The organism is Anabaena sp. PCC 7938 (genome assembly GCF_049315035.1).
In the GTDB taxonomy this organism is placed as follows: domain Bacteria; phylum Cyanobacteriota; class Cyanobacteriia; order Cyanobacteriales; family Nostocaceae; genus Anabaena; species Anabaena cylindrica.
The window spans coordinates 5,418,777-5,438,257 of the sequence record NZ_CP186034.1 but is presented as its reverse complement, the minus strand read 5'-3'; the positions used below and the strand labels follow the sequence as shown (position 1 = coordinate 5,438,257).

The 19,481-nt window shown below is 39.9% G+C and carries 15 protein-coding genes; 9 read left to right on the top strand and 6 right to left on the bottom strand.

The features are described 5' to 3' along the window. The first annotated feature begins 379 nt into the window (after positions 1–379). From kdpA to ACOWPH_RS24305, 7 genes are all read left to right on the top strand, one after another. Complete coding sequence (gene kdpA / locus ACOWPH_RS24335; protein WP_015212689.1) at positions 380–2,065, top strand: potassium-transporting ATPase subunit KdpA; 1,686 nt, start codon at positions 380–382, stop codon at positions 2,063–2,065. A gap of 127 nt (positions 2,066–2,192) precedes the next feature. Beyond that, on the top strand, positions 2,193–4,322 hold the full coding sequence (gene kdpB / locus ACOWPH_RS24330) for a potassium-transporting ATPase subunit KdpB (RefSeq protein ID WP_015212688.1): 2,130 nt from the start codon (positions 2,193–2,195) through the stop codon (positions 4,320–4,322). 193 nt (positions 4,323–4,515) lie between these two features. Beyond that, positions 4,516–5,115, top strand: coding sequence for a K(+)-transporting ATPase subunit C (kdpC, locus tag ACOWPH_RS24325; protein ID WP_015212687.1), 600 nt, complete (start codon positions 4,516–4,518; stop codon positions 5,113–5,115). A 538-nt stretch (positions 5,116–5,653) separates the two neighbouring features. After that, on the top strand, positions 5,654–6,772 hold the full coding sequence (locus ACOWPH_RS24320; protein ID WP_015212686.1) for a universal stress protein: 1,119 nt from the start codon (positions 5,654–5,656) through the stop codon (positions 6,770–6,772). 77 nt (positions 6,773–6,849) lie between these two features. Further along, positions 6,850–8,025, top strand: coding sequence for an anhydro-N-acetylmuramic acid kinase (locus ACOWPH_RS24315; RefSeq protein WP_096713105.1), 1,176 nt, complete (start codon positions 6,850–6,852; stop codon positions 8,023–8,025). A gap of 363 nt (positions 8,026–8,388) precedes the next feature. After that, entirely contained in the window at positions 8,389–8,835 is a 447-nt protein-coding gene (locus ACOWPH_RS24310) for a hypothetical protein (protein WP_096713106.1), read from the top strand. A 397-nt stretch (positions 8,836–9,232) separates the two neighbouring features. After that, a complete protein-coding gene (locus ACOWPH_RS24305; protein WP_250855194.1) occupies positions 9,233–10,858 on the top strand; it encodes a serine/threonine-protein kinase in 1,626 nt (541 codons plus the stop codon). Between the two features lie 460 nt (positions 10,859–11,318). Here the strand turns inward: ACOWPH_RS24305 and ACOWPH_RS24300 are convergent, their stop codons facing one another. The 6 genes from ACOWPH_RS24300 to yidD form a co-directional block, all read right to left on the bottom strand. Then, positions 11,319–11,516 (bottom strand): NblA/ycf18 family protein, encoded by a 198-nt coding sequence (locus ACOWPH_RS24300; protein ID WP_015212684.1) that lies wholly within the window; start codon positions 11,514–11,516, stop codon positions 11,319–11,321. Positions 11,517–12,105: 589 nt separating this feature from the next. Then, complete coding sequence (locus ACOWPH_RS24295) at positions 12,106–12,840, bottom strand: Stp1/IreP family PP2C-type Ser/Thr phosphatase (protein WP_015212683.1); 735 nt, start codon at positions 12,838–12,840, stop codon at positions 12,106–12,108. A gap of 17 nt (positions 12,841–12,857) precedes the next feature. Continuing rightward, complete coding sequence (locus ACOWPH_RS24290) at positions 12,858–14,543, bottom strand: ABC1 kinase family protein (protein ID WP_042464466.1); 1,686 nt, start codon at positions 14,541–14,543, stop codon at positions 12,858–12,860. 274 nt (positions 14,544–14,817) lie between these two features. Beyond that, entirely contained in the window at positions 14,818–15,141 is a 324-nt protein-coding gene (locus tag ACOWPH_RS24285) for a DUF6825 family protein (RefSeq protein ID WP_015212681.1), read from the bottom strand. Positions 15,142–15,307: 166 nt separating this feature from the next. Beyond that, complete coding sequence (locus tag ACOWPH_RS24280) at positions 15,308–16,012, bottom strand: M15 family metallopeptidase (RefSeq protein WP_015212680.1); 705 nt, start codon at positions 16,010–16,012, stop codon at positions 15,308–15,310. A gap of 30 nt (positions 16,013–16,042) precedes the next feature. Continuing rightward, on the bottom strand, positions 16,043–16,288 hold the full coding sequence (gene yidD / locus ACOWPH_RS24275; RefSeq protein WP_015212679.1) for a membrane protein insertion efficiency factor YidD: 246 nt from the start codon (positions 16,286–16,288) through the stop codon (positions 16,043–16,045). A 55-nt stretch (positions 16,289–16,343) separates the two neighbouring features. On the opposite strand from yidD, the gene ACOWPH_RS24270 reads away from it, so the two are divergent. Both ACOWPH_RS24270 and ACOWPH_RS24265 read left to right on the top strand, forming a co-directional pair. After that, on the top strand, positions 16,344–17,048 hold the full coding sequence (locus ACOWPH_RS24270) for a diacylglycerol/polyprenol kinase family protein (RefSeq protein ID WP_015212678.1): 705 nt from the start codon (positions 16,344–16,346) through the stop codon (positions 17,046–17,048). A 746-nt stretch (positions 17,049–17,794) separates the two neighbouring features. Next, positions 17,795–19,345 carry an HlyD family secretion protein gene (locus ACOWPH_RS24265; protein ID WP_015212677.1) on the top strand — a complete coding sequence of 517 codons (1,551 nt, stop codon included), beginning with the start codon at positions 17,795–17,797 and terminating at the stop codon, positions 19,343–19,345. Positions 19,346–19,481: the final 136 nt, after the last annotated feature.

The following is a 19,481-nucleotide window of genomic DNA, read 5'->3' as shown; positions in this document are numbered from 1 at the left end:
TGTAATAAAAGTATCATATATTTTAATTTTATTGAAAGTATATTTTGGTGAATGTATTGTATAAACAGATAATAATAACTAGCCAAATAGATGAGTAATAGTAGAATTGAAATATTCTTAACAACAACTTCCACAAGTATCGAGAATATAGTAAATCAAGATTGATACATTGAGGTGATATGTAGATACAGTGGATTGCAGATCAATGAGTTACAGAATCTAAATTCAAAGCCAGACACCAAGCCGGTTTTACTCCTGACTTCTGACTCCTGAATTCTGCTGTATTATCCAATCACTAGCAATCAAGTTTACCCGTAATTTAAGTATTATTTTTCAGCATCGACAGGCTATAACTTCAGTTTAATTGAGTAAAAACTATATGGGACAAGGCTTTTTACAAATTGCGTTAACGCTCTCTATTGTCATATTCATTACTCCTAAATTAGGAAGATACATAGCTAAGGTTTTCTTAGGAGAAAGCACAATTCTGGATGTGATCATGAACCCGATAGAGAAAATTCTCTATATATTAGTGGGTGTTCGCAAAAATGATGAGATGACAGGTTGGCAATATATCCGTGCAGTATTATGCAGCAACCTGGTTATGGGTATTTTTGTATATGCAGTACTCCATTATCAAAGACTTTTACCCTGGAATCCCAATGGTTTTGGGGTGATGAGATGGGATACATTGCTACACACGACAATTTCTTTTTTGACTAATACAGATCAACAACACTACATTGGAGAAACGACTTTAAGCTACTTTAGCCAAATAGCAGCTTTAGGATTTTTAATGTTCACGTCAGCTGCAACTGGGTTAGCGGTAGGAATTGCTTTTATTCGGGGGTTAACGGGGAGGAAGTTAGGAAATTTTTATGTTGATCTCACCCGTGCCATCACCAGGATATTATTACCTCTGTCTATTATCGGTGCGATCGCTCTCATTGCCTTAGGTGTACCACAAACATTAGATCAAACATTGGTGATCCAAACCTTAGAAGGAGGAACCCAATATATTGCTAGAGGGCCAGTTGCTTCCTTTGAAAGCATCAAAATGTTAGGGGAAAACGGTGGTGGTTTTTTTGCTGCTAACTCTGCCCATCCCTTTGAAAATCCCAATGGCGCTTCTAATTTATTAGAAATCATCGCCATGCTTTCTATTCCCACATCCTTAATTTACACCTACGGCGTATTTGCCAACAACCTCAAACAAACTTGGTTACTGTTTTGGATGGTATTTGTCATTTTTGTGATTCTGATCTGGATGACAGCCGTTGGTGAAATGCAAGGGAATCCTTTAATTAACAAAATTGTTAGCGCCGAAATACCAAACTTAGAAGGTAAAGAACTGCGCTTTGGCTGGGCAGAAACTGCATTATGGGCAGTCACCACTACCGCCACCATGTGCGGTGCAGTCAACGGAATGCATGATTCACTGATGCCTCAAGGAGTATTTTCTACCTTATTCAATTTATTTTTGCAAATCATTTGGGGAGGACAAGGAACAGGAACAGCTTATCTATTCATTTACCTGATCCTGACCGTGTTTTTGACCGGCTTAATGGTAGGACGCACCCCAGAATTTTTTGGCCGCAAAATTGAAAAAAGGGAAATCGTGCTGGCCAGCGTCGTGCTGCTGATTCATCCGATTTTGGTTCTGATTCCGAGTGCGATCGCTCTAGCATATCCCATATCTCTATCAGGAATCAGTAACCCCAGCTTTCACGGTATCTCTCAAGTAGTTTATGAATACGCCTCAGCCGCAGCAAATAATGGTTCTGGCTTAGAAGGGTTGAAAGATAACACTCTATGGTGGAACTTAAGTTCCAGCTTCAGCATTTTAGCAGGGCGCTACATTCCCATTATCGCCATCCTCCTTTTAGCTGATAGTATGTCTGGCAAACCAAAAGTAACAGAAACTCGTGCTACTCTCAAAACCGATTCTCTCATGTTTACCAGCATCACCGCTGGCGTAACCATCATCTTAGGAATACTAACTTTCTTCCCAGTTTTAGCTTTAGGCCCCATAGCCGAAGCTTTTAAACTAGCTTCTGGAAATTAAGGGACTGGGGACTAGGGACTGGGGACTGGGGACTGGGGACTGGGTAAAAGTTTTCCCCATTACCAATCACCAATCACCCATTACCAATCACCAATTACCCATTACCAATTACCAATGACCTAGATATATGAATTTCGCCGCAACTACCCCAAGACCCAAATCTTCCCGGAGTCGTCCTAGCGATCGCCGTCCAAAACGCAAAAAAGCCCTAGTCAGTACCAAAGGACTCTACACTAGAGCTATTAGGGATACCTTTCTCAAACTCAACCCCAAATATGCCATCAAAAATCCCGTCATGTTTGTGGTCTGGTTAGGAACAATCATCACCCTAGCCCTCACAATTTATCCCCCACTATTTGGACCAGTCACCCAAAAAAACCCCCAACTTTTCAACGGCTTGTTAACGGGAATTTTGTTTTCCACCGTTCTGTTTGCTAATTTCGCCGAAGCATTGGCAGAAGGACGCGGAAAAGCCCAAGCTGATGCATTGCGGTCTACCCGGTCAGAAACCACAGCCAAAAGAATCGTCGTTGATGGCACAATCACAGAAGTCTCTTCCACCAGCCTCAAACAAGGTGACACTGTTTACGTCGTTGCCGGTGATATCATCCCCGCTGACGGTGAAGTAATTCTGGGTGTCGCTTCCGTAGATGAATCAGCAATTACCGGCGAATCTGCACCAGTCCTTAAAGAACCAAGTTCAGATGTTGCTAGTTCCGTTACTGGTGGTACGCGCATCATCTCCGATGAATTAATTATCCGCATCACCGCTGACCCCGGCAAAGGATTTATTGACCGGATGATCAACTTAGTAGAAGGGGCAGAACGCAGTAAAACACCTAATGAAATCGCCTTAACAGCACTACTCACAGTTTTTACCCTTGTATTTTTCTTTGTAGTCGTAACTCTGCCAGCCTTTGCTTATTATGTAAACAGTCCAATCAGCGTACCCATACTCATTGCCCTCTTAGTAGCACTCATCCCCACCACCATCGGCGGACTACTTAGTGCAGTAGGCATTGCAGGTATGGATAGAGTAGCTCAATTTAACGTCATAGCCACCTCAGGCAGGGCAGTTGAAGCCTGTGGAGATATAAATACCCTCGTTCTCGATAAAACAGGAACAATCACTCTCGGCAACCGTTTAGCAGAACAGTTTATACCCATCAACGGCCACTCAATGGCAGAAATTGCTAATGTTGCCCTAGCCGCTAGTATCTTTGACGATACTCCAGAGGGAAAATCTATTATCCGACTAGCAGAAAAATTTGGGGCAAAATTTGATATAGACCGTAAAAAATCCCAAGGAGTAGAATTTTCTGCCAAAACCCGCATGAGTGGAACTAATTTACCTAGTGGACATGAAGCCCGCAAAGGTTCAGTAGCTGCGATTAAAGGATTTGTGCGTTCACGAAGTGGTTCCGCGGGAACTTCGCGGAATGGACACGAAAATCTAGAACTAGATACTGCTTACGAAGAAGTTTCTCACCAAGGAGGTACACCCCTGGCGGTTTCTCTAGATGACGAAATCTACGGTGTTATCTATCTCAAAGACATTATTAAACCCGGTATCCGCGAACGTTTTGACCAGTTGCGGCGCATGGGAGTTCGTACTATTATGCTAACCGGAGACAACCGCATCACAGCATCTGTCATTGCCAAAGAAGCCGGAGTAGATGAATTCATTGCCGAAGCCACTCCTGAAGATAAAATCATCGTTATTCAACGGGAACAAGCAGAAGGTAAACTGGTAGCAATGACAGGAGATGGGACTAATGATGCCCCCGCTTTAGCCCAAGCAAATGTCGGTGTGGCAATGAATACAGGCACTCAAGCAGCAAAAGAAGCGGCTAATATGGTGGATTTGGATTCTGACCCCACAAAACTAATTGATATCGTCAGTATTGGTAAACAATTGCTGATTACGCGTGGGGCATTGACAACATTTTCAATCGCCAATGATATTGCTAAATATTTTGCTATTATCCCGATAATTTTTACCGCCGCTAATTTAGAAAGCTTGAATATTATGAAGTTAACCAGTGCTAATTCGGCGGTACTGTCGGCACTGATTTACAATGCTTTGATTATTCCAATTTTGATTCCTTTGTCCTTAAAAGGTGTCCAGTTTCGACCTTTGACAGCTAATCAACTTCTACAACGCAATATTTTAATTTATGGCTTAGGTGGGGTGATTGCTCCATTTATTGCCATTAAATTTATAGATATGATTATCACTGTTATAGGTTTAGCTTAACAATAAGGAATAGGGAATAGGGAATAGGACATAAAGGAAGAGTTTTACCAATTACCAATTACCAATTACCAATTACCAATTACCAATTACCAATTACCAATTACCAATTACCAATTACCAATTACCAATTACCAATTACCAATTACCAATTACCAATTACCAATTACCAATTACCAATTACCAATTACCAATTATGGTGTTTATTCAAGAAACTATCCGCGCAATTCGGATAACTATTTTACTTTGGTTATTGACCGCAATTATCTATCCTCTGGCTATTCTACAATTTGGTCAGTTTGCTTTCCCTTCTTCAGCCAATGGCAGCATTGTTTTAAATATAGATGCTAAACCCATTGGTTCAGCTTTAATTGGTCAAGTTTTTACATCAGATAAATATTTTCATGGTCGTCCCAGTGTTGTAAGATATAGCCAAGGTAGAAGAGCTTATCTCACAGGTATCTCTGGTGCTAGTAATCTTGCTCCTAGTAATCCAGAGCTAACTAACAGAATTCTAGAACTAACTAATCAACTTCAAGATGAAAATATACAACCCTTGCCTGATTTAATTTACACCTCTGCTTCTGGTTTAGATCCTCATATTTCTTTGAAAGCAATACAACAGCAGTTAACAAGGGTCGCACGGGCAAGAAATATTAAAGAAGATGAAATAATACCCTTAATCAATAAGTATACTGACCCAAGATTTTTAGGGATATTTGGGGAACCAAATATCAATGTTTTACGTTTAAATTATGCTCTTGATTTGCAAGAACTGAACCGTCAACAAAATTAATTATTAATTTAATAATTGTCTATAGGAGCATATTGTAATACTATTTTTCAATACTGTCCCCTATTACCTATAGCAATTCCCAAGCGCATGAAGTACACTCCACCCGCGCTGACGCGCACCCTTCCCTTGGTAAGCTACCGTGTACACACAAGTGGTTGCCTCATAGGTTTCAGGTTTTTTAGCCCCTGAAATGCCTGATATTTTGCGAAACTCAAACCTCCATCTCTATAAAATTGGGATTTGGAGTGGCAAAACCAAGCGTTAGGTATGATTTCAAGACTTGTGTGTACACCGTAGCCTTGGTAAGGGGAGGGTTGGGGAGGGGTAATTTTGTATCTAACTAGAGTGGGAAAGGCTATATAGCGATCCTAAATAAGATGTGAACACCTCTTTTTTATCTGCCTCTGCGTTCTCTGCGTCTCTGCGGTTAGTTTTCAAAATTCTGTTTATAAATCCAATAGAACTGCTGTATATCCCAACTAGATAATTTATTTTCTAAAATTACGAATTACGAATTACGAATTACGAATTACGAATTATGCTAACTGATGCAAATTCTTCTCTATATTTAAAGCGACGAGGAAAACACAAAATATTTATTGGTATGGCTCCCGGTGTAGGTAAAACCTACAAAATGTTAGAAGAAGGACAGTTACTTAAACAGGAAGGAATTGATGTAGTTATCGGGTTATTGGAAACTCATGGACGAAAGGAGACGATCCAAAAATCTGAGGGACTGGAAATTATACCTCCACAGTTAATGCTTCTGAGTGACTTGATGTTTCCTGAAATGGATACGGACGCAATTATCAATCGTTTTCCTCAACTGGTTTTAATCGACGAACTCGCCCATACTAATATTCCTGGTTCTCTGAGAGAAAAACGCTATGAAGATGTGGAAATCATTTTGGCAGCGGGTATTGATGTCTACTCGACTATGAATGTTCAACATTTGGAAAGTCTCAATGATTTAGTTGCCAGAATTACAGGTATAGTTGTACGTGAGCGACTCCCTGACCGCATTCTAGAGGCAGCTGATGAAGTCGTATTAGTTGATATCACACCAGAAACCTTGCAAGAAAGGTTGCTAGAAGGAAAAATTTATGCACCTCAAAAAATCCAACAATCTCTAGATAATTTCTTCCAACGACGTAACTTGATTGCTTTGCGAGAATTGGCTTTACGCGAAGTTGCAGATAATGTGGAGGGAGAAGCATTAGCTTCTATACCCACAGGACAATTTTGTAATATTCACGAACGGGTTTTAGTTTGTGTATCTACTTACCCTAATTCGGTGCAATTATTACGTCGGGGTGCTAGATTAGCTGGCTATATGAATGCTCCTATGTATGTTTTATTTGTGGCTGATCCTCAGCGCTTTCTCTCGAAAGCAGAAAGTCTACACGTTGATACTTGTGAGAAGTTATGTAAAGAATTCACAGGAACTTTTATCAGAGTTAACAGTAATAATATTGCTGATGCGATCGCAGAAGTTGCGGAAAAATACCACATTACCCAGATAGTCATTGGGGAAAGTCAGCGATCGCGCTGGGAAATCCTCTTTAAAGGTTCTTTAACCCAAAAATTGGTGCGTTTGTTGAAAAATGTTGATTTACATATTATTGCTACTGAAAAAACATCATCGTCTAAAAATTAATAATGGCAACTTCTGGCCTTGATCTGGGTAATATTTGAGTTAAACTACCTGTTGAACTCACACCAGAAGCTCTGTAAATGCATCCGACTCGCGTTATAGGTTTAATAAGCGGCACTTCTGTAGATGGTATAGATGCTGCCTTAGTAGAGATTGTCGGTACAGATTTTGATCTAAAAGTTGAATTACTAGCCGGGGAAACATATGCTTACCCTGCTGAACTCCGAGACCGAATTTTGGCTATTTGTGGCGGTGCGCCAATTTCAATGGCAGAACTAGCAGAAATTGATGATGCGATCGCTCTAGTTTTTGCCCAAGCTGCCCAAAATATCCAAATAGGTCATCCACCAGCCGCTTTAATTGGCTCCCACGGTCAAACTGTTTTTCATAGACCACCACAGGGAAGCAGAGAAAAGAAGAACCAATCACTCGGTTATAGTTTACAACTCGGTCGGGGGGCTATCATTGCTCGCATTACAGGTATTAATACTATCAGCAATTTTCGTGTGGGTGATATTGCAGCTGGTGGTCATGGTGCGCCTCTTGTCCCCAGAATTGATGCTTTTTTACTTAGTCATCCCCAAGAAAGGCGTTGTATTCAAAATATTGGTGGTATTGGTAATGTAGCTTATCTACCTCCTCGCCAAAATGACTGGCTGGACAAAATTTGTGCCTGGGATACAGGCCCAGGAAATAGTCTTTTGGATTTGGCTGTACATCATTTTAGTAATGGTGCTAAAACCTACGATGAAAATGGCAATTGGGCAGCTAGTGGTAATCCTTGTCATCCATTAGTAGAACGATGGCTAAGTCAAGATTATTTTCATTTACCACCACCTAAATCTACAGGTCGGGAATTATTTGGTGTGAGTTATTTACACGATTGTTTAAAAGACTCCCAAACCTATGAACTTAGCCCCGCAGATGTGTTGGCAACAATTACAGAACTTACTGCAACTTCTATAGTTCACAGTTACCGGACTTTTTTACCGCAAATGCCAGACAGAGTATTTTTATGTGGCGGTGGTAGTCGGAATCATTATTTGAAACATCGGTTAGAATTATTGTTGGAATCAGTACCAGTCTTAACTACAGATGAAGTAGGCTTAAGTGCAAATTTTAAGGAAGCGATCGCATTCGCGGTCTTAGCCTACTGGAGACAGCTAGGCATTCCCGGTAACTTACCCGCTGCAACTGGAGCAAATCAAGAAGTGCTTTTAGGAGAAATGCACCAGATTAGTTCTGAGTGCCTTTGATAACGCCAATTTATCGAACAGAATTCAGGAGTCAGAATTCAGAATTCTGTTGGGTATTCTGTGCAAGTGGCAGATGAATAATCGGGTTTAAAACCCCCACCAAATCTACGATTTGGTGGTCGTAACGCCAAGGGCGAACAATCGTGGGTCTGTAGCTTGCTTACCGCAGGGTATCCCCGACTGATAGCACAGCGTTAGAGAGGAACGAGCGTCTAGCACAGCGTTAGGAGGAACGAGCGTCTAGCGCAGCGTTAGGGAGGAACGAGTGTCTTGATTCTGACTCCTGACTCCTGACTCCTTCTTCAAAATTTGAAGGAATCGCTCTCATTGCAAGGTGTTGGATTAAAACAAGGAATGTAAAAGGTGACTCACAGTTTTTTATTAGAACCAGGACGCTGGATCATGCAAGGAAGTTGGCTGGAACGAAATAGTATGCCAATCTGTTTTAAGGGCATGACTGTAGTCGTTTGGGATCGTGATGACTGGTTTTCGATGGCCACAAAGTTGGTATTTCCTGGAAGCGATCGCGCAGAAATATCTTGCCAATATAAAGGCAGACTGCATGATAGCGATCGCCAATATACTTTTTTACTGCAACACAATCTTTTAGGCCAAGTAGAAGGTGAAGGCTGGATTTGCCCCGACACCATCGTCCAGCGTTTCTGGGTACTAGGCGATCGCGAACGTCGCAGCGGTTTTGAAACCCTACATCAGGTTTCTGATGATCATTACTACCTCACTAGCGGTATTCTTGCCGGTCATTTTTTAACCAGTACAATGGAAGCAAGTTTGGAGCGTCAACCAAATTAGTACCAGAACAAGAGGCAATCTTAATCACCTTTTTAAACTTTTTGCACCAGCTAGTTATTTTCACGGTTATGCACTAGGTAATCTAATTATAAAAAAGTGAATCTTATCAATCTTTAGTCACCAAAATTACTTAAAAAGGATTGATAATTTCCGGTTTCCTCTTCTCTATTCAGTAAATGTAACAACCGATTTGTATCCCAGTTTTAAAAAAACTTACATTGCACGCAAGTATCCTCTAGATAAACAAAAAATTATTAGCAAAATTCCCATTTTTTTCCGTAAATATACACAAAAAAACTGATAACTTGATTAATACCCTACTGTTTGTTCGCTCAGTCTTCAAAACTGAAAAAATTACAACTCTACAAATGGCAGGTTTCATTGACGATTTTGGAACATGGGAGCCGAATTTTCTATGCCAGCAGACCCCAATACTGGTCGCTTACTCAACAAACGCTACCAGCTCCAAGAGTTAATTGGTATTGGAGCAATGGGGCGAGTTTATCGTGCTAAGGATAATTTGTTGGGAGGTGTCCCCGTAGCCATCAAGTTCCTGGCTATATCTATTCAAAACGAAAAAATGCGTTTGCAAGAACGCTTTGAGCGAGAAGCAAAAACCTGTGCCTTACTAGGTCAAAAAAGTCTGCACATTGTCCGTGTAATGGATTATGGAGTAGATGAAAATAATACTCCATACTACGTAATGGAATATTTGCAAGGAAAAAGCCTCAGCGATGTCATCCGTGACCAAAATCTTTCTTTATCTAGATTTTTGAGTATGTCCAGGCAGATTTGTCTGGGTTTACAGTGCGCTCATAATGGCATCCCCGTAGACGGATCTATCTACTCAATTATTCATCGTGACATTAAGCCTAGCAATATGCTGGTAGTTCAAGATGATAGTTTTGGCGAACTAGTCAAGGTCTTAGACTTCGGAATTGCCAAGTTAATGATGTCAGATGGTGATCAGACTAAATTTTATTTGGGTACTCTAGCCTATTCTTCTCCAGAACAAATAGAGGGCAAAGAACTAGACAATCGCTCTGATATTTATAGCTTGGGTGTGATGATGTTTGAAATGCTCACAGCTAAGTTGCCGTTAGTCCCGTCTAATCATTCTTTTGGAGCATGGTATCAAATCCATAAATCTCAAAAGCCAAAGACGTTTGCCGAAGTTAATCCTACATTAAGGATACCAAAGCAGGTCGAAGATTTGGTAATGAGTTGTTTAGAAAAAAAACCAAGCGATCGCCCTCAAAGCATTAACGAAATTCTCAGTGTTTTAGTATCCGCAGAACAGCAGGACAAAATACGTAAAAAAGCTAGTGAAAATACTCCTGCACTCAATCCTAACTTCATAGCTAAACAGCAAATTGAGCCTGAAAAGAAGCCAACAACTAGTCCATTGGCATCCCCAGTAGTCGAAAAAATTATCAAAACTGAACTACGGGTATCCCCAATCAGCGATGATATGTCTCGCACGACTTCTTGGCCATTAAATAAACCAATTGCTGATATTGTTTTTCCCCAACCCATTTATAACAATGGTGAAGTTTTACCAGCTTTATGGGTCATGCTACCTGAACAGGAAATTCAAAAGCGTTTAGTTTGTACTCGCTATAATCAATTTCTTTTCATTTCTGTTCCCCATCCCATGCTGTTGTGGATTACTGTTATCTACAATCGCCAACACGGAGCTAAATGGTTACCTTATTATGTTGATCTCAAAACCAATTTCGGTCAGGAGATTGTGCGCTTACTTCAACACACAGGTCATTATCGCTTGTTGTTCTTTGCGCGAGAAACACCCACTCACTGTACCCATATCCTCCCTTCCAGTATTGCTCCTGTCCAATGTCAGCGACTAAAAGATTGGTTGGAAGCAAGCAAAATATCTACATCATCTGCTGATGCTCAAGTTAGTAAAACTTTTCTTAAACAAGAGTATGAAAAAATTAAACCGCAGATTTTAGCTAGACTGCAAACAATGGATACAGATTCACCGTTTGACCTATCTGGCTAAATTTCAGATGAACATATTACTAGTATTATAAATAACAAGAAAGTATTTAATCAGATAAAGTAAACTTTTGTAAACAAAAGCTTTTTATCTTGGCAAACTATAGTTAGATAAATAAAGTGTCAGCCTTAGTGGTACTATATATTTGGACTGGTATAATTATCAGTGCGAATCAGACCCTAGATATAATATCTCTACAGATGTAAAGTAGTTTAAGGTAGACAAGGTTATAAATTTTGTCTTGTTTTGGGATGCCAGTATCATTTTAGGTAAGTTTTGAGTTAAGTGATATTAACTTTAAACCTAAGAGTTGACCGTGAATTTATTTCCTGAGTCAAGTTTATGCATTCTAGAAGGTGGGTTTAAAAGATCGAAGTTGACGCCCCGGCATCCCCAGCTCTTTTCCTCTGGTGGAAACCAGCAAGAGAAGGAGGTCGTCCACTGCGACAAAAGAAGATTTACTCTATGCCATAGTGGAGCCTGAATCTAATCCCCACTGATGCTTGAGAAGCTCCTTGTAGGTTTCCTCCTTGACAACCATTTGTTCATAGAGCTTAACTAAAAAGTCTTGTGCTTGTTCATGGCTCATATGCTTAACTTGTGTTGCAAATGAGCGGATGTTAAACTGTTGTTCCAAGGAAAGCTGAATTGGTTGATTCATAATTAAAACCAAAAAAACAACTCGTAAAAGTGATATTGGTTACAGAAAGGCCGAAATGATCATATTTGGGCTGATATATATCCTAACGTTTATTCTTCTTTAATTAAGAAAGATAACAATTGTTGGACAAATTGCCCAGTCATTTAGGTCTAAGTTTTCTGCTTTGGTCTTCTGCACTTAGTGAATCTCCTTGTAGTTGGGACTAGCAAGGGTAAGAGGTGCAAAATGTCAATTACTCAGATTATATAAATTTAACCTCGATTCGGATGAATTTGAAGGTTATAGATATTTTTATCAATTTGTAAATAGAAAAAATGCTCAAATTGAACAAAATGCTGAGTATATTTACTCGATTTATCAATTGTCAATGGTAATTGGTCAATAATTTATGATTTAATTTATTACCAAAAACTTATAGCAGTGGTTGTAGGGACATATTCAAATACGCCCCTACAGCAGTAAAACCTTCTAGCTGAATGATTTTGTTAATAAATTTACCCCGTTCCTAGTATCTCGTTCCCTGTCTCCGACTGAGAATGCTATCACAGAGGCTCTGCCTAAAGCTATTACCTGCAACTGACAATATAAATTAAGAATTTTCCTCAATAGCAACAAGGACGATGGTGATATTGTCGTGTCCACCTTCCTCTTTTGCTGCTTCGACTAGAGCAAAGGCGGCTTTATCTAGCCAAGGAGTATCTTGAAGATGGCTAAAAATCTTTTGATCAACTAGTTCTTCGGTGAGTCCATCACTACACAACAGCAAGCGATCGCCAACTTTGATATCTAATGCTTGTATATCAACATGATTAAAGTCTTCACGTCCCAAGCAACGTGACAAAACATGGCGATAGGGATGCAATCTAGCTTCTTCAACTGAGATATCACCAATTTTGATGGCTCTGGCGATCCAAGTATGATCTTCTGTGATTTGCTCTAGTTTAGATTCTCGTAAGCGGTATAGTCTTGAATCTCCGATATGAGCGCACAACGGCTGTTCTTGTGGAGGAAAAACCACTACTACAGCTGTTGTCCCCATGTCGGAACGTTCAGGATGATTTTGTTGATCTTGCAAAATGGCTTTATTAGCTGTTAATAAAGCTTGTTCTAATAATTTTTGTGCAGATTCTGAAGATTGCCAATTTGCGCCCAAATAAGCCTGGATTTGTTGGGTAGCAATGCGGCTTGCTTCTTCACCTCCGGCATGACCACCCATACCATCAGCAACTATAAAAAATCGCCCTTCCGGGTCTATATAGTAAGCATCTTGATTATTAGCACGAATAAGTCCCGGATCGGTACAACCCGTGAAGTTCAGTTTCATAGATTTTCGAGCAACAATTAATACTTTTGATCATAACGGTCAAGGCGCAAAAGCAGACGAATCAGCAAGAATGATATTGCTGCTGCAATTAAACCAATGAATACTGCTAACCACAGAAACTTGCTAACCAAGAGAATTGTGGCTGCAATTGTGAAACCACTGATTATAAGAGCATAGCTCATTCCGAGTTGAATGTTACTCTGTCTGCGTATGAGTCTTTCTGTTTCTACGGAACGAACTCGCAGACGAATATCCCCACGTTCGATTTTGTCGAGTGTGTCTTCTAGTCTACGTGGTAATCCGAATGCAGTGTTGCTGACTTGCACTGCTTGACGACTTAACTCATTCAAGAAACTATTCCCCTCTAAACCATTGTTATCAGTCATAAGTTGCATTGCATAAGGTTGGGCAACTTCCATAAAATTAAAGTCTGGATCTAAGCCCTTGCCTACCCCTTCTAGGGTGGAAAAGGCACGCATGACAAAGGTAAAAGTTGCTGGAAATCTAAACGGTTGATTGTAAGCTATTTCGTAAAGGTCTTCACTGATGGCGGCGACTGATTGGTTTTCAAAGGGCTTATCCATGAAATTGTCCAGCATATACTGAACTGAACGCCGCACAGGCCCCATGTCATCTACGGGGGCGATCGCACCCAAATCAACCAGAGACTGAACTACGCGATCGCCATCTTTTTGAGCAACACCAAACAGGGTTTGCATTAAACCCTCTCGCACATTGGATTTAATCGTCCCCATCATGCCAAAATCGTAAAAAATCAAAGCTCCATTTGGGCTAACTGCGAGATTACCAGGGTGGGGATCAGCGTGGAAGAAACCATTATTTAGTAGCTGATGTAGGTAAGCTTGAGCGCCATAACGAGCGATCGCTTTCCGATCCACACCCGCAGCTTCCAAAGCCTCATACTGGCTAATTTTAATCCCAGGTAAATACTCCAAAGTAATTACTCTAGAAGTAGCGTAACGCCAATAAACTCGCGGCACATTTACCCAGTCGTAATCACGAAAATTTCGGCGAAAAGTATCAGCATTACGACCTTCATTGAGATAATCAATTTCTTCCCATAGAATGCGACAACATTCTTCATAAATGCCAATCCAATCTCTTCCCCTTCCCCATTTGGGATGATTTTGAAAATAGCGGGCAATACCCTTAAGAATTTGTAAATCAATTTCAAATAGCTTCTTGAGTCCAGGACGTTGCACCTTCACCACAACGGATTCCCCAGAATAGAGTATAGCCTTGTGAACTTGTCCCAAACTGGCAGCAGCTAAAGGAACAGGTTCAAAACTCTGAAATAGTTCAGGAATCTTTTTACCTAATTCCTGCTCAATAATTGCTTCTACTTGCTCATAGCTAAATGCTGGAACTCTATCTTGTAACTTAGAAAGTTCTTCAACATATTCACTAGGAAAAATATCAGCGCGGGTAGAGAACAATTGCCCAACCTTAATAAAAGTTGGCCCCAATTCTAAAAATGTATTACGAATCCAGATAGCTTGGGCTTTACGTCTAGCGCTTTGCTTGTCCTCTGTTATCCCTCCAGGGTAACTCCAAGCTTTGTTATAGCGCCAAAGCTTAAACATTAATGTTAATACGAAAGACCAAATATCTACAAAGCGCCGTTTGCTAGAATAATTTTCCCGATTCCAACGGTATGCCTGATCTGAATAACCTTTGTCCATATTTTTTGTGTACCGTCGGGTATTCACCGAATTACCAGTAAAGAAAGACACTTTGATTCCTAAAATTTTTTTGATATAGAAAAACCGATTTAGGGTAATTGGTAATTGCTAAAGCTTCCAGAGGGGATACAATATTCTCTGATTCAGGAATGATCAAAAAATAATCTTGTTTATCCTGAAATCCTGATTAGTAATTAGAAACAGCCGATTACCAATTACCCATTATCAGCCCTAACAAGATAGCAACTTGGTTAGTTACCCCCTGTATTGCTCTTTATTTTGAACTAGTGCGATATTTTTGCAATTCAGTTCTTAATAGGGCAATTTCGGCTCGTAATTCATCAATTTCTGCTTGTAAGTCAACTGAACCAGCATTAGTTTGAGTAGTACCTGGAGTTTTACCAGATCCAGCCGTTTCCGCCGCTCGATTAGCTCGTGTTATAACTTCATCTGTAAATTGGCGTAGTTGTTCTCTAGCTTCTGCATCAAATTTGCCTAGTTCACTTAAAGCATCAGTCAAGGCGACTTCTACACGCTCATTAATGACTTCAGCTACTGCTCTGCCTACAAAAAAGGCTTGCACAAGGGGATTACTCATAAATTTTTGTAACGTTGCTCCGCAAGAGAATTATAGCTTGCCTGGATGCTGGAATGCTTCTATCTGAAACATTGGCATCGCAACCACAGAAATCAAATAAAAACATATATATCATTTTTGTCAAGAAATGTTACTCCGTAATATCACTCTGGTGTAGCCGCAATCTTCACATATTTCGATCAAATCGCCCATAACGTGCGGATGTAAAGTTATCAGGATTTGATTGATTGCACAACCAAGCCCACATTTGATCACCAAAAGAAAAATGCCACCACTCTCTGGGATTACGTTGAAACCCTGCTTTTAACATCACATCATGTAGCAATTGACGATGAGCATGATACTGTTGGTTACTACTAGCATAATAATCAGGGTGCGATCGCACCGACATCTCATCAATCGGTGAACCCATATCCACAACCACCCCATCATCATCCACCAAAGTCACATCTACCGCAGCCCCCGTACTATGTGGAGGTGGGGTATTCATATCTAAACTAGGTACAGCCCAAATTTCATAAACCGCTTTCCAAACCTCTTCCCGTTGCTGGGGTGATAAATCTGCTTCAATCAATCCCCTTTGCTGCAACGCTTCCGCAAAACTGTAATCTACCATAAACTGCTGCACAGCCACCGGACGATAAGCATCAAATATCTGGATATACCAATGAGGACGCAGCAATTGTAAATAATTTTGTGCCTTGAGCAAACTTTCAATTACACCATGACGCAGAAAATAAGGTGAATATTCCCCATAGGTAGCACCTAATTTTTCATAAGGATGGGGAGATTCCAGCGCAAACAGTTCTACGGGAATCTTGATCAACGGTTCACCACATTCAATAATTGGGATTTGGTGATAAGGTCGCATAGAAATTTTGGTAATTAAACAGATCTGATATTACTTCTCATGTTGACAGCAAGACTTTTCCCTTACTTCTGGAACAGGATCATAACCACCTGGATGAAACGGATGACAGCGCAAAATCCGCCAAATACCCATCCAACCACCACGTAGCACACCATAGCGTTCAATTGCTTCCATAGCATACATCGAGCAAGTTGGTTGAAAACGACAAGTGGGGGGAAACAGGGGTGAAATGAATAAGCGATAGCCTTTAATTAACCAAATCAATAATATTTTCATATCTCAAATTTAATAAAGTAGTATCAAAGATGAAAGTTTATTTGTTGTATCATTCTTGAGTACATTACTTAGTTTAGAATCCATTTACCCATTATGGCTGCAAATTTTATCTCCTGCGGCTTGGGTTTTACTAGTCATTCTCACCGCTTGGGGAGTCAGTCGCTCTCCTCAAAGTGAACCCGAACTTATCCGCAAAATAGCTCATATTGGCATTGGTAACGTCATTTTGATTGCTTGGTGGCTAAATATCCCCCCCATTATCGGGATTACATCTGCAATTGTAGGCTGTATCATCACTTTATTGTCCTATATATTCCCTATTTTGCCGGGAATTAATAGCGTTGGTCGTCAAAGTTTAGGAACATTTTTTTATGCTCTTAGTATTGGTATTTTAATTGCTTGTTTTTGGTATTTAGAGCAACCCCAGTATGCTGCATTAGGAATTATGATCATGACTTGGGGAGACGGTTTAGCAGCTTTAATTGGACAGAGATTTGGTAAACACAAATATATACTCTTTGGCTCACAAAAAAGTTGGGAAGGTTCCTTAACAATGACTGTGATTAGCTGCTTAATTACTATCCTTATTTTACTAGGAACACAAGGAAATATTTGGCAAACTTGGGTAATTTCCTTAGCAGTAGCCTTCATAGCTACAGGGTTAGAAGCTTTTTCATTTTTAGGTGTTGATAATTTAACAGTTCCTTTAGGTAGTGCAGCAGCAGCTTATATGTTAATTAAGTTATTAGTATTGAATTGAATTAAGTAGATTGGTGTTAAAAATTGTCGTTATCACAAAGCAGGAGGCAGAGATTTAGATGTTCTAAAATTTAGTATGAGTGTTAGTCAGCAAAAAGAGTCAATTTATATCTTAAGTTGGCAAATTTCTTTAATAACATCCAATATCTTTAATACTCACTCTAAGGATATTCAGATATCTGTAAAATTTAAAAGATTTTATATCTACTTTGAGAAGTAAAACTATAACCTTGACTTTCTAACCTTAGGTTTATGAATTATTAGGAAATAATGCTTATAGTTGGGTTGTTAGGTGGTCAAACACCCAATTCCATAAGTGAAGCTAAGAATTATGTCTACTCAAATCAATGCATATGATTTGCTGGTTGCGTTATAGCAATTCCCAAGCTCATGAAATACACCCCACCCGCGCTGTCGCGCACCCTCCCCTTACCAAGAGGGTTGGGGAGGGGTAATTTTGTATCTTACTAGAGTGGGAAAGGCTATATCTTTTGTACTAGTCGGTTGAAGTTTATTTTGATTGGCAGCGAAAAATAAACATAGATTGGAATAACTTTCTCTACCCCTTCACTTAATTATAAACGATTCATTTAATTAGTTTTTACAATAGGAATAATCTGAATATAGATATTCACTGTTTTTTTTTCACCTGATTTATTACCTGGGATAGTTACTTTTTTGTTGCATAATATTTGCAATTTAAATCTGAGAACCGAATATGTTAGTCCTAATATAAGGTGCAATGTCGTGAACTCGTTACAGCGCGAAGAAAACAATTCTTGGTATCGGTTAAATGAACCGACTCCAGAGGATCTGCCTTTACTAGAAGCTAATGAGTTTCTTCCCCATATTGGTAAATGGATCAATATTGGTGGGGGAGTGATGATTGCTATCTTTGTAATAGCTGTGAGTCTCACTCATATCTTAAATTACAATGTCACAGTCAAAGTTCCAGCCACGATCAGACCGTTGGGAGAATTACGGTTAGTGGAGTCGGCTATGACTGGAACTGTAGAAAAAATTCAAGCTCAAGAAAATCAGTTTGTAAATCAGGGAGATGCGATCGCTTACATTAATAATTCTCAACTTCAATCTCAAAAAAGTCAACTCCAAAATAGTATTCAGCAAAATCAATTACAACTGATACAAATTGATACTCAAGTCAGCCAAATTAATACTCAAATCGCTGCTCAAACAAATTTAATTAACCGCAGTATTATAGCCGCACAAGCTGAGTTAACTGGGACTGAACGCAACTATTTGGATCAGCAAATTAAAGCTAATGCGGAAATGGCACAGGCAGAATTTGGTTTACAGTTGGCTCAAGAGCAATTAGCAAGATTAAGAAGAGATAAATTATTAACAGCAACTGTCCAAGAAGCAGAAGCTGCCTTAAAGCTGGCTCAATTGCAGCGAGATCGCTTGCAGAGTATAGCTACATCAGGTGCAGTCTCTCGCAATCTAGTGGAAGAAAAACAACAAGCTGTTAAATCTGCTCAAGCTAAATTAGCAGAATCTCAAGCTAATGCCAAAAATCTCCTAGAGGAAAAGGAACAAGCTGTTAAATTAGCCCGAATTAACTTAGAAAAAGCTAAAATCTCCCTCAACCCCAGTGATGCAACTGTAATCGTAGCATCGGAACGAATTAAGCAAGAACAGGCCAGGGGTAAAGGCGCTTTAGCAGCTTTGCAAAAAGAACGAGAAACATTATTCCAACAGCGTCTAGAACTGCAAAAGCAACTGATTCGTAGTCGTCAAGAACTACTACAACTAGAAAATGAGTTGAAGAAAAGTGTGATTCGCTCACCAATTACCGGCACACTGATGCAACTCAAACTCCGCAACCCTGGACAGGGGGTACAAATGAGTGAAGCTCTGGCTCAAATTGCTCCCCTTGATGCTCCTTTAATCATCAAAGCTCAGATTTCTGCTAAAGATATCGACAAAGTGGAAGTAGGTCAAGCTGTGCAGATGCAGGTTTCAGCTTGTCCCTATCCAGACTATGGAACTCTCAAAGGGACAGTGAAAACAGTAGCAGCAGATGCGATCGCAACTACACCAAATAATCCTATTGCTGGTACATCCCAGGTAGCTACTTACGAAGTCAATATCGAACCAGAAACCCTATATCTTGGTCGGAGCGATAGCGAAGCTGACCATTCACGTAGTGTTCCGCAGGAAAGGTATCGCTTGTGTCATCTTAAATCTGGTATGGAAGGCCGCGCTAATATTATTTCCCGTCAAGAAAGCGTCATGCAATTTATCCTCAGAAAAAGCAAACTCATCACCAATTTATAATTCCACACATTCTTTGAAAATTGGTTAAAAGCATAGGTTGGGTTAAGCAACAGTCCAACCCGATATTTCTACCAATCTTATTAAATTTGAATTACAGCAGATCGCAGATTAATGAGGCTCCGTGAGCGTCAGCCGA

Excerpts from the sequence above, each read along its gene's own strand:
- ACOWPH_RS24285 (WP_015212681.1), bottom strand. The coding sequence starts at position 15,141 with ATGAGTAATCCCCTTGTGCAAGCCTTTTTTGTAGGCAGAGCAGTAGCT.
- ACOWPH_RS24280 (WP_015212680.1), bottom strand. The coding sequence starts at position 16,012 with ATGCGACCTTATCACCAAATCCCAATTATTGAATGTGGTGAACCGTTG.
- kdpB (WP_015212688.1), top strand. The coding sequence starts at position 2,193 with ATGAATTTCGCCGCAACTACCCCAAGACCCAAATCTTCCCGGAGTCGT.
- ACOWPH_RS24290 (WP_042464466.1), bottom strand. The coding sequence starts at position 14,543 with ATGGACAAAGGTTATTCAGATCAGGCATACCGTTGGAATCGGGAAAAT.
- ACOWPH_RS24315 (WP_096713105.1), top strand. The coding sequence starts at position 6,850 with ATGCATCCGACTCGCGTTATAGGTTTAATAAGCGGCACTTCTGTAGAT.
- ACOWPH_RS24300 (WP_015212684.1), bottom strand. The coding sequence starts at position 11,516 with ATGAATCAACCAATTCAGCTTTCCTTGGAACAACAGTTTAACATCCGC.
- ACOWPH_RS24320 (WP_015212686.1), top strand. The coding sequence starts at position 5,654 with ATGCTAACTGATGCAAATTCTTCTCTATATTTAAAGCGACGAGGAAAA.
- kdpA (WP_015212689.1), top strand. The coding sequence starts at position 380 with ATGGGACAAGGCTTTTTACAAATTGCGTTAACGCTCTCTATTGTCATA.
- ACOWPH_RS24295 (WP_015212683.1), bottom strand. The coding sequence starts at position 12,840 with ATGAAACTGAACTTCACGGGTTGTACCGATCCGGGACTTATTCGTGCT.
- ACOWPH_RS24305 (WP_250855194.1), top strand. The coding sequence starts at position 9,233 with ATGGGAGCCGAATTTTCTATGCCAGCAGACCCCAATACTGGTCGCTTA.
- kdpC (WP_015212687.1), top strand. The coding sequence starts at position 4,516 with ATGGTGTTTATTCAAGAAACTATCCGCGCAATTCGGATAACTATTTTA.
- yidD (WP_015212679.1), bottom strand. The coding sequence starts at position 16,288 with ATGAAAATATTATTGATTTGGTTAATTAAAGGCTATCGCTTATTCATT.